Source organism: Chondrinema litorale (assembly GCF_026250525.1).
GTDB classification, from domain to species: domain Bacteria; phylum Bacteroidota; class Bacteroidia; order Cytophagales; family Flammeovirgaceae; genus Chondrinema; species Chondrinema litorale.
Window position 1 is genome coordinate 4,814,782 of sequence record NZ_CP111043.1, and the last position, 13,728, is coordinate 4,828,509.

Below are 13,728 nucleotides of genomic sequence, written 5' to 3' on the forward strand. Positions count from 1 at the left end.
TAAATTTCTCTAGCAAAAATGCTCAAGATTTGAGAGATTGTTTTTTTTAATACTAATTTATATGGATAAATCTCTGTACATATCATATCTTCTCCATACTCACGGGAATTATACCTGTACCCACATGGCAGCCCATTCTATGGATGTCAGTCATGACCAAGTCACACGTTTTCTAGCCCATTCTAAATTTACCTCTTCCGACCTGTGGGATATTGTCAAGGGCCATCTCCAAGATAGCGCAGACTCATTTATCCTTGTCGATGACAGTGTTCAGGCAAAGAGGTATTCCCGGTATATAGAATTGGCCAAAAGGCAGTACTCAGGCAATGAGCATGGCCTAGTCAATGGGATCAATCTGGTAAACATGGTACACAGCAATGGCATTGATGGGGATTACTATCCTATCGATTACCGAATCTACCACCCAGAAACGGATAAGAAGACCAAGAATGACCATTTCCAGGAGATGTTCACCCGAATGACCATGCGTAAAGACCTGAAAGCCAAAAAGATACTTTTTGACAGCTGGTATGCTTCCATGGACAACCTTAAGCTTGTGCACAGAAGCGGCTGGACATTCTTCACTACCCTGAAGAGCAACCGCCAAGTCAGCCTATCCAGAGACACAGGGATGCAGGCTGTGGGCACAGTCGAGCTTTCCGGTAGGCAACTGCTGGAAGGCGTACAGGTCAAACTCAAAAAATACCCTTACCCCGTCAAATTATTCAAGATAGTCTCCCTAAACGGGGACATTGAATGGGTGATCACAAATGATCTATCGGACAGGATGAATGTATTTGAGGCCGAAAACGAATCCCAGATCAGATGGCAGATTGAGCAGTTCCACAGGGAATACAAACAGCTTACAGGCTCTGAGAAGTGCCAATGCCGAAAGGCAATCTCCCAGAGGAACCATCTAGCTTGCTGCTACCAGGCTTGGATAGGGCTGAAACTCCTTGCAAAACAGTTGAAAACAACACTCTATCAAATCAAAGTACTTCCGTTCAGCAACTATCTTAAACAGATTCTTGCTAATCCTATTATCATTTTTAACTTAAATGCGTAAGTCCTAATAAAGACAACCCTTTCTTTATTTACCTGCCATACAGCATGCCGCATTTGCCCGTATCTGCTCCTGAGAGTTACATCAAAAAAGCCAACAATAATCTATACAGAGCTGTAGTAGAAAACATTGATACAGGTGTCGGTAGCATCTTAAATAAATTGGATGAACTACAACTAAAAGAAAACACTTTGGTAATATTTACTTCTGATAATGGCCCTTGGCACAATCTACCAGACAGAATGTTGCAAAAAGGTGTAGAACGCTGGCATACTGGCTCAACAGGTCCATTGAGTGGTGCAAAAGCAACCACATTTGAAGGTGGGTTTAGAGTGCCGGGAATTATGCGTTGGCCAGCAGAACTACCAGCAAACAAAGTTTATTCTGAGATGCTTACTACTATGGATTTGTTTGCGACACTTGCCTCTGTTGCAGGAGCTCAAATTCCAGACAGTCTACAATTAGATGGCTATAATGCCAGAGATTTTTTAAATGGCACATCAACCAATTCTCCTAGAGATACACTCTATTATTTTAGAGTGAAAAATTTAGAAGCTGTGCGAGTGGGCAATTATAAATACTCAATCAGAAAAAACATTCCAGAGCTTTTCGATTTGGAAAATGATCCGGGAGAAAACTACAACATCATAGAACGACATCCTGAAAAAGCAGAGAAGATGCAAGCTTTATTAGAAAAGTTTGCTAGTGAAACAAATGGCATTTTACCCCAATAAAAAAACAGGTCGCCTTTATAGGCGACCTGTTTGCATATTACCTATTTATTAAATAAATGTTTGGCTTACATCTTTCTGATGTTGATGTCTCCATTCACTGTTTTAATCTTAATTGAATTTTTTCCGCTACCAGTTTTACCAGTACCAGTTATTTTCTTTCTTGCTCTGCTGCTACTTTCAGAGGTTTCCCAATCACCTTCAGAAATATTCATCTGGAAATCGGTATTGATTTTATAATCTCTATGTGCATTTCTTGTGATCTCTAGCGTAATATCAAAATCCATATCGAAGTCTGATGGCACATACAATGTTACTTCTCCACCAGAAGTAATTAATTCAGCATCATGATCACCATCCCAATCATCTTTCATGTTCACTTTAATATTTCCACCGCTTGTTTTAGCTTCTACTTTACCATCTATCTCTTTAATTTCGATATTACCACCACTTGTTTTTGCTACTATAAATTTACGCGCTTTGTTTACTGTAATATTTCCACCACTGGTTGCTACAGAACTACCTTCCATTGCTTTATCAACATTTACGTTACCTCCACTAGTTGCTGCTTTGCCACTAATTTCAGCATCGGCCAAAACAATGTTACCACCACTAGTCGATACATCTAAATCACCTTTTGTTGCATTTACTTTAATACTACCACCACTTGTAGCTGCTTTACCGTTAATCTCAGATTTGCTAACTGTAATATTGCCACCGCTGGTAGTTAAATCGAAATCACCTTTCATCGCTTCCACAATCACATTGCCACCACTTGTAACTACTCTACCACCTCCAGATATGTCTGATAAATCTAAATTACCACCGCTTGTTACTAAATTGATAGAACCGCTTAATTTTTCAGCATCTATATTTCCTCCAGAAGTAACTCCTTTTAGTTTTCCAGAAACTCCTGTAATATCTACATTTCCACCTGATGTAGTAGCATCAAGATCAAATTGAGATGGTACATAAACTTTAAATTCTGTTTTTCCATTATTACTCCATTTCCATCTATTACTACCCTTTTTTTCTGCCTCAATTGTTACATTACCATTTTCTTCTTTTATATCAAAAGATACTTCGTTATCGTCGAAATTATGCCAAATACTTACGTCAACCTCATTTTTATCCCAACCAACTATAATTACATTACCACCAACTTCAGATGATAGACTGAGTTTTTTGCCTTTACTTGATGTAAATTGTTTTGATATTTCTTGAGCAAGAGCCCACTGAGAAGCTGCAAAAAACATTAACAAGGTAAAAATTGTATTTCTTTTCATTTCTTCTGTTTTTATGATTCACTATAAAAGACATGGCTAGTTGCATAATGGATGCACCATTTAAACAAAATTTCAACCTTTTGTAAATAAATCAGAAATTGGCTACCCCTGCTGCAAAGTATATAGTTTGCTATTGTTAAGAAGCTACATTCAAATTTGCCCGAAATATTACCGTTTCTTAGTGAAACGCTAAATACATTGTTATGGAAATAATACTTGATAAACCTTACGCGAAAATATCTCACGACATAGCAAATGAAGTATTCTTCCTCCAGTTTGAGGGTAATATTTCTGATACAGATTATAAAGATGTTTGGGAAGTGTTACTCCAAAATGGCAAAGCTTGTGATCTAAAAAAACTCATTATTGATCAACGAAAGATAGGAAAAGTGAGCATGACAGCCAGAGCATGGTATTTAATGAACTGGATCCCGAGAGCTAAGAAAGGTGTAAATAATAACTGTAATGTTGCCATCATTTCTTCTTCGTATGTTGCCAACAAAGTTGGGATTAATTATCTGGTAAATGGAGTTAAAAAGTTTACTTCTTTTAATGTGAAATTTGTTTTGAGTAAAGCTGAAGGTGAAGACTGGTTTAAAGAAATAGCAAGTCATGCTGCTTGATAAAAAAGTGTTAAAACTATTTATAATACTTTAGGAAATCTGTCATTAGATTTCCTTTTTTTATATTTGAGCCTTCAATATGTTAACCAGCAATTACTATTTAAGTAGCAAAATTTATACAGGCTGGTTCAAATACCTTTTAACACTTTAACATTGATGAAAAACTCATTTTTATATATTTTTTTATTTCTGCCTTTTATTGTTGCTTCTTGCACTAATAACCAACAAGCTGAAGATACAAGTTTAGAAGATGCTCTAAGCAAAATTAAGAAAGAGATTGTAGCCGATAAACGTGTCGCTATTTTAGAATTAGAGCATGAGTACAAAGATGGAAAGCTACAGATAACAGGAAAAAGTGATGTAGATGGTGCACAAAATCAAGTTGAAAGTCTTTTAGAAAAAGAAAATATAACAGCAGATATAAACATCCAATCGCTACCAGATACAGAAGTACTCGAAAATAAAACCCATGCAGTGGTAAACATTTCAGTTGCTAACATTAGAAGTCAACCGAAACACTCTGGTGAGCTAGCTACTCAGGCAACTCTCGGAACGCCTTTAAAAGTTTTAGAAAAAGAAGACAACTGGTATAGAGTACAAACTCCCGACAAGTATATTTCTTGGGTAGACGCTGGTGGAATTATTTTAATGAATGATGAAGAATACAACAATTGGATAAAAAGTAAAAAGCTGATTTTTCTACAGCCAGTTGGAAATGCTTTTGTATCGCCTAAAAACGAAGAGTTAGTTTCTGATTTAGTTGGTGGAGACATTTTAAAATACGAAGGAGAAGATAATGGATACTATCAGATTTCTTTTCCAGATGGCAGACTGGGATACATAGAAAAAACAGCAACAGAATTTTACGATCAATGGATTGGCAAATTAAACCCTGAACAATACGATTTGATAAGTGTAAGTAAAAAAATGATGGGAACTCCATATTTATGGGGAGGCACTTCATTTAAAGGAGTTGATTGTAGTGGTTTTACCAAAACTATTTATTTTATGAATGGAATGGTAATTCCAAGAGATGCCTCTCAACAAGTGCATGCTGGAATACCCGTTGATACTTCAGCAGGTTTTGAAAATCTTGTTCCTGGAGATCTGTTATTTTTTGGCAGAAAAGCTACTGATGACCAAACTGAAAAGGTTGTACATGTAGCCATGTGGTTAGGAAATAATGAGTTTATCCATGCTTCAGGAAGAGTAAGAGTAAACTCATTTGATCCAAATGCAGATAACTATAATGAATATGAACTCAACAGGTTTTTAAGAGCTAGAAGAATTTTAAATCAACCTGCAGAAAAAGTGATTAAACTAAAAGATGTGGCATTATTTCAGCAGGCAAATTAATTAAGATTCCAATCAAAATATCCATTTTTTAGTAATTTTCATTATTTTTCAAGTAATTAAACCAAGTGTATTTTTTGTTGTCCAACTTTTTTTAATTGACAAGGTCATTCATGAAAACACTTATAATTTTCTTTCTAGGCTGTTTTATTTATTTGCAAGCAAACGCACAGCAATTAGTAAATGTGTATCATACTGTGAGGAGAGGTGAAACATTATTTAGCATCTCTAACCTTTACAAAACTGATATATCAGAAATTAGGTCTCTAAATAAGCTCCCATTAAGGCATAGATTAAAAATTGGAGAAAAACTAATCGTAAAACGAGTAAAAAGCAATAAACCAAGAAAGATCGCCAAACTGTATAAAATACATGCAAACGATAATTACCGCAAAATAGAAGAAAGACAAAAAACTGACCTTCCTGAAGAAAAAGAAATTGCAGAAGAAGAAAAGATAGCTGAGGAAAGTATTACAGAAGAAGCTATAGAAGAGATCGCAAAAGAAGAGGAAGTAATTGCTAAAGAAATTAGTCAATCAGATGTAGATATCAATATTCCAGAAACTGGCATTACCAATACAAATGCAATAGCAGTTATTATCGGAAATAAAAACTATCAGATCGATGATATTCCAGAAGTGACTTATGCTTTGAATGATGCGCAAACCATCAAAAATTATTTAATAAAATCACTAGGTTATAAAGAAGGTAACATCATTTATGTAGAAGATGCTACTCAGGCAAACTTCTTTAGTTTATTCGGAAACGAGAATACTGCGAAAGGTAAACTTTATAATTATGTAAGACCTAATGAATCTGATGTATTTATCTATTACAGTGGACATGGTGGCCCCGATCCAGAATCTAAGAAAGGATTTTTTATACCTACAGATTGTGATCCTTCGCTGGTTGCATTAAATGGTTATAGTCTCGACCTATTTTATAAAAACTTAGAACAACTGCCATACAAGTCTTTAACTGTTGTGATTGATGCTTGCTTTAGTGGCGTTTCTGAAGGTGGTGCTTTACTTAAAAATATGTCGCCAGTTTTTATTGATGCTAAAAGTAGCTTAATTAACGACGAAAAAGCTATTGTTTTTAGTTCTGCGGCAAACGACCAAGTATCTTCTTGGTATCCAGAAAAATCGCATTCATTATTTACATACTTCTTCTTAAAAGGTTTACAAGGAGTAGCTAATAGCAATAGCGACAAAGAACTTAGCTTACAAGAAATTAGAAGTTACCTTAACGAAGAAGTACCCTATTGGGCAAGAAGATTACACAGTAGAGAGCAAAATCCAGAAGTTTGGGGAAGCGATCAAAACATACTGATAAAATATTAACTGAATCATGAATTTCATCAACATCAATAAAAAAGTAGCTTGGCTCATATTCATTATATGGATATTGAATTCTGCTTTTTTACTTTTTACACTTTTTAAAGGGCAAGAAGATAAACCAGAAAAGAAGATTAAAAAAAGCGTAAAGTTTGCTGAGAAAGATGAACTTGATACAGCTCCCTCTCCTAGTAAAAGAAAAAAGAACAACACACTACCTGTTACTATTAAGAAACCTGTAGATTTAGCATTAGTCGAAAGTAAAAACCTCAAAGCTGGCCAAGGAGTAAAATCGGTTGTTTTCGGACAAGACGATGAGTTTCTATACTCCATGAACTTGGAAGAAATGTCTATTTCTGAATTTAGCCGAGATAAAAAAGAAATTAGTAGAACACTAAAATTCCATCCAACTAAAGCCAAAGGTTACAATTATCAAGAAAAGAAATGGTTTACTTCTTTTGCAGAAAAACCTGTTGAAGCCTGTTTTACAAATGGTGGGAAATATATGTGGATTTCTCTGCATAATGCTGGTGGAGTTGCTTTGTGGAATATGGAAAAAGACACAATAGCAAATGGTAAAAACTATTTGCAGGCAACATTGGTAGATCATGAAAATGATAAAAGAAAAAAAATCTCACTCCGATTTTTTGAAACTGGCAAAACACCAAAATTTATCGCAGTCACTCCAGATGAAAGATATCTTTTTGTATCGAACTGGCACGACAACAACATTTCAGTTATAGATATTTCCAGTTCCGACTCTGATAATTGGTTTGTAGTACAAAATTTAGATACTGGCTCAGTACCAAGAGGAATGGCGATATCTCAAGAAGGGAAACTCCTTTACGTAGCCAATATGGGCAGTGGCATTATTACTATTTACGATACTTGGTCTTTTAAAAAGACAAAAGAAATCTATGTGGGAGCTACTCCTCGCCATTTAATTATAGATAATAATTATTTGTATGTTACCCTTAGCAGCCCAGAAAAATTATTAAAACTCAGCCTCGATAGCCTTAAAATTGTTGCTTCTGCTAGCACGCTAGACGATCCAAGAACAATTGCTTTTTCGGGAGATAGTAGCATGATTTTTACCACTTGCTATGCCGATAATAAAATTCAGGCTTTTGATAGAGATAGCCTAAAAGTGATGGGCTCTTGGGATTCTCCCGGCAAACCAGTAGGTATTGATGTATATCAAAAAGATAGTCTTTTGGAAGCTTGGGTTTGCAATTATACTGGTGCAAGTATTAAAGTATTTACATTTAAAATCACCTTTCAGGAAGAAATTGCCATAATTGAGCCTGTCCTTTCCAGTATTAAAGAATAATCAACTTTAAAAATCTACATTTTCTTTATCCATTTCTTAAATTTGGATGGAAATCATCATTAAATTCAAATAAACAATGGAAAGTAGATTTCAGGCAGATATTGATAATTGTATAGATTTTCTCTTAGAATTATTAAACAAGACTGCCGATAACCAAGCCTTAACCTGGTTACAGGAAAAAGTAAAATTAATTAAAGACAATCCTGCAGAAAGAAATATTTTCATCAACTTCAGCCTTGCCTCACGTTTTTTTTCAAAAGATAAAATCCTGTTATCCAGCGAAGATTTAGAAAAAGCCCAAACCCTACGCAAAGGATTTAACCCTACTGGTTGGAATGCACTACAAGTAGCGCGAACAATTGTTCTTTTAAACATACCTTATCAAGATTCAGACAAGCAATTAAAAACCTTAAATCAGCTTTTTGAATCTGCTGATGTTGCTGAACTTGTTACATTGTATGCTGCACTTCCACTTCTGCCAAATCCAGAAATCCATGCTAAACGTGCATCAGAAGGTATTAGAACAAACATGACAGTTGTTTTAGATGCGGTTGTACTTAACAATCCATTCTCTGCTGAGTACATGGACGATATCTCGTGGAATCAGTTAGTGCTAAAAACCATCTTTACAGAAAGACCGGTATTTATGATATCTGGTGCAGATGAAAGAGCTAATGAACGATTAGCACTTACACTTTCAGATTATGCACACGAAAGATGGGCTGCTGGTAGAAAGGTTACTCCAGAACTTTGGCGTTTTACTGGGCAATTTGCAGAACAAAATCTTTTAAAAGATTATAAAATACTATTTGAACAAGGCAGTCAATACGAAAAAGCTGCTGCACTTTTAGCTTGTAAAGAATCCACTACTAATGAAGCTAAAGAATTAGTAAATAAGTTTGAGAATACGCTAACTAAAAAATTCCAAAACTGGGATGAGTTAGGTAATGCTTATCTTATGGAAAAAGGAGAACTTCCTTCTGGCTACCAACAAGCAGGAAGTGGTGTTTCCACACAGTATTAAAAATATTATTTGTATTTTACTTTAAACTGAAAACTTATGCAAAACATAAAACATATGCAGTTTTTAGACTCTCATATTCATATGACATCAAGAACAACCGATGACTATGAGAGAATGGCTGCAGCAGGAATAGTTGCTATTATTGAGCCCGCTTTCTGGATGGGACAACCAAGAACAGAAGTTGGTTCTTTTAAAGATTACTTTAGTAGTTTAGTTGGTTGGGAAAGGTTTAGAGCTTCTCAATTTGGTATTAAACATTACTGCACAATCGGCTTAAACTCTAAAGAAGCAAACAACGATGCTTTGGCAGAACAAGTAATGGAATTACTTCCTCTTTATGCTTGTAAAGAAGGTGTAGTTGGAATCGGTGAAATTGGCTACGACGATCAATCAGAGATTGAAGATAAGTATTTTAGGCTGCAACTTGAACTCGCAAAAGAATTAAACTTGCCAGTTCAAATCCATACTCCTCACCGCGACAAAAAGAAAGGAACATCTAAAAGTATGGATGTTTGTTTAGAGCATGGGCTTGATCCTTCTATGGTAGTAATTGACCATAATAATGAAGAAACAGTAAAAGAAGTTTTGGATAGAGGTTTTTGGGCTGCATTTACTATTTACCCAAATACTAAAATGGGTAATGAAAGAATGGCAGCAGTTGTTCAGCAATACGGACCAGAAAGAATTATAGTAGATAGCTCTGCCGACTGGGGTGTAAGTGATCCGCTTTCTGTACCGAAAACTGCTTCACTTATGCTCGATAGAGGTATTCCAGAAGAGCATGTTAGAATGACTTGCTACCAAAACCCACTAGATATTTACAGCAAGAGTGGTCAGATTAAGGAAAGTGATTGGATAGAGAAAAAGCCAATTGACCAAAGAGTATTATTTAATGAAAATTCGGTGCTTAGAGGGCAGCAACCTAAGATTGAATCAGAATCAAACATTATTAAATAAAAAAAGCCGGAAATTTCCGGCTTTATTCATTTTCTAATACTTCTATAATTTTATTAATATCGCTTATTTTTTCTGGCGCATTTTGTTTGTCAAAAGCAACCAGTAAATTATTAAGTATTCTTTTTACTATGTCTAGATTAGAACAAGGCTCATAAAACTCTTCTTTTACATCAATCTTTAGTTGTTTGATATAATTATCGATATCAGCTTTAGAAAATATCAATCCCTTATTAAATGCATTAATATAAAACTGTACTTCTTTGTTCTTATATGTTAGGATAAAAAGATTGGGCAAATTAACTCCGTAAACAGGTAATTTTAATTTGCTCGCAACTAGCATATAAACTATACAAAGACTTATCGGGTTTCCAGTGCGCTTTTTTAATACTTCATTAATCATAGAATTTTCATAGGCATGAAAATCTTTAGTATTAGCTCTAAAATTGAGTTTTTGAAAGAATATACTGTTTAGAACCTTTATCTGATCAAAGGGATGCATATCATACCTAAACTCTAACCAAACTTCGTAGTAGATTTGCTCAATCTCTTTGTGTATAGACTCAAAAGAAAGCCCCGGATATTGATAGGAAGCAATAATCCACAAAGCTTTGAGTAAATCCTGATCTTCACTTCGCAGCCAATTTCTAAATCGATTCAGAATATTATCATAATTCATGTTCTGAATCAGGTCTTTTATCCTCTCTTGTATTAATGGGTGCTCTCTCTCCCCTAATTCTTTTTCTAAAAAGGGAATAACAGAGTGACCGAATGAAGATAACTTATTATGCACATGCCTAAACACTTCGGAATCTTCATCATCCAATAAGGAGACCAATGCTTTAAATTCATTTTGGTCAATCATTATTAAAAATATTTATTGAATTATTTCTCATTCAAATTTATTGAATGGTGAGCCTTTTTACGAGCCTTTTTGTATAAAATTGACTCGATTAGCATTTCAATTGGTTTTAATAATATTGCGATAACTGCTTTTAATGCGAAACCAATAATATCATTGTCAACATAGCCTTCTACAATTGGTTCAAGCACTCCTTCTGAAAGCATAAAAAGAAATACAGCAATAATTAATACTATGGTAGTAGCAGCTCTACTAATTTTTGCTTTTGTAAGTAAGTTAACAGTATCTGTCAACTTTTCATTCTGTTCACTTATTTTTTCGTTGGCTTTATTCAGTTTATTTTGAAGTCTGTCACTAACAGACGTTATTAACTTCACCTCACCCAATAATCGTCCATAATTAGAAGACAAACTATCATACTCTCCCAACAAATCTTTATCAGTAGATTCTTGAAAGGCATTATTTACCTCTCTACTTCTTTCGAATAGATGTTGTTCATTGTAAAATATATTTTGTCTTTTTTTTGACATATCTTAAAATAAGAATTTAGTAAAGTTCAAATGATATAGGAACGTTTACCAATTGCATATAATCTTCACCAGACTCCTGCATATCTTCATCGTCTTGCTCATAAAACCATTTCACCTCAACTTGTTTCTCACAATTGATATCTTCCAACCTTCTTAAAATCTCCACAATACACTTTGAAGAACTAGTATTAAAGTACTCTAATTTAAATTCCATTACAGTTACTTCCTGTGCCGTTTCGCTATATTTATCTAACCAAGTAAATAACGGTTGATAGAAATCCAGCGCATCTTCAGGTATAGATCTACCTTCTATAAGTAAAAATCCTCTGTTAGCGTCAAATTCAATAAAGGGAGTTTTATTAGATTTCTCTAAGAATAAATTTTCCATATTTGCAATTACTTAATATTTTGATGCGTAGGTAATCTCGGCAATTTAACGCCACAAAGTAGTGAATAGCATAATACAACTACCTAGCAATTGAGGTATATTAAGAAATAAATAGTTATTAGATTATATATTCTTCTAAAAAAAATACAAAAATGGATTACAGTATTCTTAAAGAATTAATCGGTATCGATTCCCCTTCTGGCTTTACTAAAAAAGCATCTGCATATATTTTTGATGTATTAAGCTCTTTTGGTTATACACCAGAATACACGAACAAAGGTGCGGTAAAACTACAATTAGGAGATAAACCGACTTTAGCAATTGCAGCTCATGTAGACACACTAGGAGCAATTGTATCTGGTATTAAACCAGATGGAACTTTAAGGTTTTCAACTATTGGTGGACTACAGTTAAATAGTGCCGAAGGTGAATATGTGAGAGTATATACCTTAGAAGATAAAATTATTAACGGAACGATTCTGCACGACAATCCCGCAGCACATGTAAACAAATCTCTGCCAGAATCATCGAGAAGTATTAGTAATTTACATATCAGGTTAGATGAAAATGTGAATTCTGTTGAAGATGTTAAAGACCTTGGAATAGACGTTGGAGATTTTGTTTGCCTTTACACTCATTATGAAGAACTAAAAAGCGGATATATTAAATCTAGATTTTTAGATAACAAGGCAGGTTGTTTTGTATTAATTGAATTAGCTCGCCAACTAAAAGAAAAAAACATTCAAGCTCCTGTAGAGTTGTTTTTCTCTAATTACGAAGAAGTAGGCCACGGTGCAGCTTCTGGTTTTGCAGAAAGTATTGAAGAATTGTTGGTAATTGATATGGGCGTAGTTGGAGATGGTTGCTCTGGTGATGAAACATTATGCTCTATCTGTGCTAAAGATTCTAGCGGCCCATATGATTTTGAGATGAGGAAGAACCTTACCAAACTAGCAAAAGACAATCAGTTACATTGCACTACAGACATATTCCCTTATTATGGTTCCGATGGCTCTGCTGCTTTAAGAGCTGGCAACAACTTTAGGGTAGCGCTTATTGGTCCGGGAGTAGCCGCTTCGCATGGGAATGAAAGAACACACAAACAAGGAATTGAAGCTACGATTTCACTTTGCAAAGCTTATATTGAGAGTTACATATCTTAATGAAACTAATATCAATATTAACATCTAATAAATTTCCTGCTGTATTTTGTTAACCCAATCATATAAAAGTATGAGTATTTGAAAATATTTGTTTTTGACTTGAGTAAAACTTTGGGATAAATTACTAGAAGATTTTAGTTTTATGAAAATGTAATATTTCACTCATTTTAGAGTCTTTTTATTAAAATGGTGTATTTTATTTATTTTTTCAACACATAGAAACGAAGATTGCCATGAAGATAAGATTTCTTTTTTTATTACTCACCATCACTGTTTTTCAAGCACAAGCTCAAAACAAATATAAGCATCTCTATCCGGGATATTACGGAAATGGTTCATCACCTAATCCGGTAGGCTTTAGAATTGGTATTAATGCAGGAATTGCCAGAACAGATATAAGCAGAGACTTATTAGTAAATCCAGATGTGGAAGACAGTTATAATGATGTTTATCAGCCAGTTGTGGGTTTATTAGCTCAATATGCATTCACTTCTAAATTTATGATTAGTTCAGGTTTAAATTTTAAACCAATGGCTGTAGACTACAATACGACTTCTGATATTGAATCGACAGTTACAAACTATAAAAAGAACTACATAGAAGTTCCAGTGCTGTTTAATGTAACTTTTAGAAAAGGTTCGTATCAAGCTTATCCTGCCTTGTATGCAGGAGGTTCAGTATCTTATTTAGTGAATGCAAATATGGACTATGAAAGCATTACACCAGATACAAATGCAGAACCTTATAATGAAGACAATAAAGATATTACAGACTCTTATAATAGTATAGATTTTGGTCCTGTAATAGGAGTTTCCTATTATATTCCGATACAAACTAGTGTACAGCTAATGATGGATTTAAAAGGATATATGGGAGTGCCAAACATTAATAACTTACCAGATGGTTACGAAAGGCCATATACAATTAATACTGGTGTTGCTCTTTCAATTGCCTTAATTTGGGGAAGATAATGCAAGTATCATTTTAGGGCTTTATTAATAATTAAGAAAAACCTTTTTTTATAAAAAACAATTATTTATACGTTAATATCAAAAGGTCAAATTTTTTAACCTATAAAATCTAC

Annotated in this window: 13 protein-coding genes and 1 pseudogene; 10 read left to right on the forward strand and 4 right to left on the reverse strand. The window is 34.3% G+C overall.

What is annotated here, in order from left to right; genetic code table 11:
• Window positions 1-61 precede the first annotated feature (61 nt).
• Both OQ292_RS19930 and OQ292_RS19935 read left to right on the forward strand, forming a co-directional pair.
• A complete protein-coding gene (locus OQ292_RS19930) occupies window positions 62-1,066 on the forward strand; it encodes an IS701 family transposase (protein ID WP_284683851.1) in 1,005 nt (334 codons plus the stop codon).
• A 17-nt stretch (window positions 1,067-1,083) separates the two neighbouring features.
• Window positions 1,084-1,797 (forward strand): annotated as a pseudogene (locus tag OQ292_RS19935) (sulfatase-like hydrolase/transferase); the annotation flags it as partial.
• Between the two features lie 65 nt (window positions 1,798-1,862).
• On the opposite strand, the gene OQ292_RS19940 reads toward OQ292_RS19935, so the two are convergent.
• On the reverse strand, window positions 1,863-3,080 hold the full coding sequence (locus OQ292_RS19940; protein ID WP_284683904.1) for a DUF4097 family beta strand repeat-containing protein: 1,218 nt from the start codon (window positions 3,078-3,080) through the stop codon (window positions 1,863-1,865).
• 203 nt (window positions 3,081-3,283) lie between these two features.
• On the opposite strand from OQ292_RS19940, the gene OQ292_RS19945 reads away from it, so the two are divergent.
• The 6 genes from OQ292_RS19945 (at window position 3,284) to OQ292_RS19970 (ending at window position 9,704) form a co-directional block, all read left to right on the forward strand.
• A complete protein-coding gene (locus tag OQ292_RS19945) occupies window positions 3,284-3,703 on the forward strand; it encodes a hypothetical protein (protein WP_284683905.1) in 420 nt (139 codons plus the stop codon).
• A 156-nt stretch (window positions 3,704-3,859) separates the two neighbouring features.
• Window positions 3,860-5,059, forward strand: a complete 1,200-nt coding sequence (locus OQ292_RS19950; RefSeq protein ID WP_284683906.1) for a C40 family peptidase — start codon at window positions 3,860-3,862, stop codon at window positions 5,057-5,059.
• Window positions 5,060-5,169: 110 nt separating this feature from the next.
• A complete protein-coding gene (locus OQ292_RS19955) occupies window positions 5,170-6,399 on the forward strand; it encodes a caspase family protein (protein WP_284683907.1) in 1,230 nt (409 codons plus the stop codon).
• A gap of 7 nt (window positions 6,400-6,406) precedes the next feature.
• On the forward strand, window positions 6,407-7,723 hold the full coding sequence (locus tag OQ292_RS19960) for a beta-propeller fold lactonase family protein (protein WP_284683908.1): 1,317 nt from the start codon (window positions 6,407-6,409) through the stop codon (window positions 7,721-7,723).
• A gap of 76 nt (window positions 7,724-7,799) precedes the next feature.
• Window positions 7,800-8,747: an EboA domain-containing protein gene (locus tag OQ292_RS19965; RefSeq protein WP_284683909.1), complete on the forward strand. Its 948-nt coding sequence runs from the start codon at window positions 7,800-7,802 to the stop codon at window positions 8,745-8,747.
• Between the two features lie 36 nt (window positions 8,748-8,783).
• Window positions 8,784-9,704 (forward strand): TatD family hydrolase, encoded by a 921-nt coding sequence (locus tag OQ292_RS19970; RefSeq protein WP_284683910.1) that lies wholly within the window; start codon window positions 8,784-8,786, stop codon window positions 9,702-9,704.
• Window positions 9,705-9,726: 22 nt separating this feature from the next.
• On the opposite strand, the gene OQ292_RS19975 is transcribed toward OQ292_RS19970, so the two are convergent.
• The 3 genes from OQ292_RS19975 to OQ292_RS19985 are packed head-to-tail and all read right to left on the reverse strand — an operon-like array spanning window position 9,727 to window position 11,481.
• A complete protein-coding gene (locus OQ292_RS19975; RefSeq protein WP_284683911.1) occupies window positions 9,727-10,566 on the reverse strand; it encodes a transglutaminase-like domain-containing protein in 840 nt (279 codons plus the stop codon).
• Between the two features lie 20 nt (window positions 10,567-10,586).
• Window positions 10,587-11,093, reverse strand: coding sequence for a hypothetical protein (locus OQ292_RS19980; RefSeq protein WP_284683912.1), 507 nt, complete (start codon window positions 11,091-11,093; stop codon window positions 10,587-10,589).
• Between the two features lie 16 nt (window positions 11,094-11,109).
• Window positions 11,110-11,481 carry a DUF1987 domain-containing protein gene (locus OQ292_RS19985; RefSeq protein ID WP_284683913.1) on the reverse strand — a complete coding sequence of 124 codons (372 nt, stop codon included), beginning with the start codon at window positions 11,479-11,481 and terminating at the stop codon, window positions 11,110-11,112.
• Window positions 11,482-11,633: 152 nt separating this feature from the next.
• Between OQ292_RS19985 and OQ292_RS19990 the strand changes: the two genes are divergently transcribed.
• Both OQ292_RS19990 and OQ292_RS19995 read left to right on the forward strand, forming a co-directional pair.
• Window positions 11,634-12,644: a M42 family metallopeptidase gene (locus tag OQ292_RS19990; RefSeq protein ID WP_284683914.1), complete on the forward strand. Its 1,011-nt coding sequence runs from the start codon at window positions 11,634-11,636 to the stop codon at window positions 12,642-12,644.
• Window positions 12,645-12,877: 233 nt separating this feature from the next.
• Window positions 12,878-13,615, forward strand: a complete 738-nt coding sequence (locus OQ292_RS19995; protein ID WP_284683915.1) for a porin family protein — start codon at window positions 12,878-12,880, stop codon at window positions 13,613-13,615.
• Window positions 13,616-13,728: the final 113 nt, after the last annotated feature.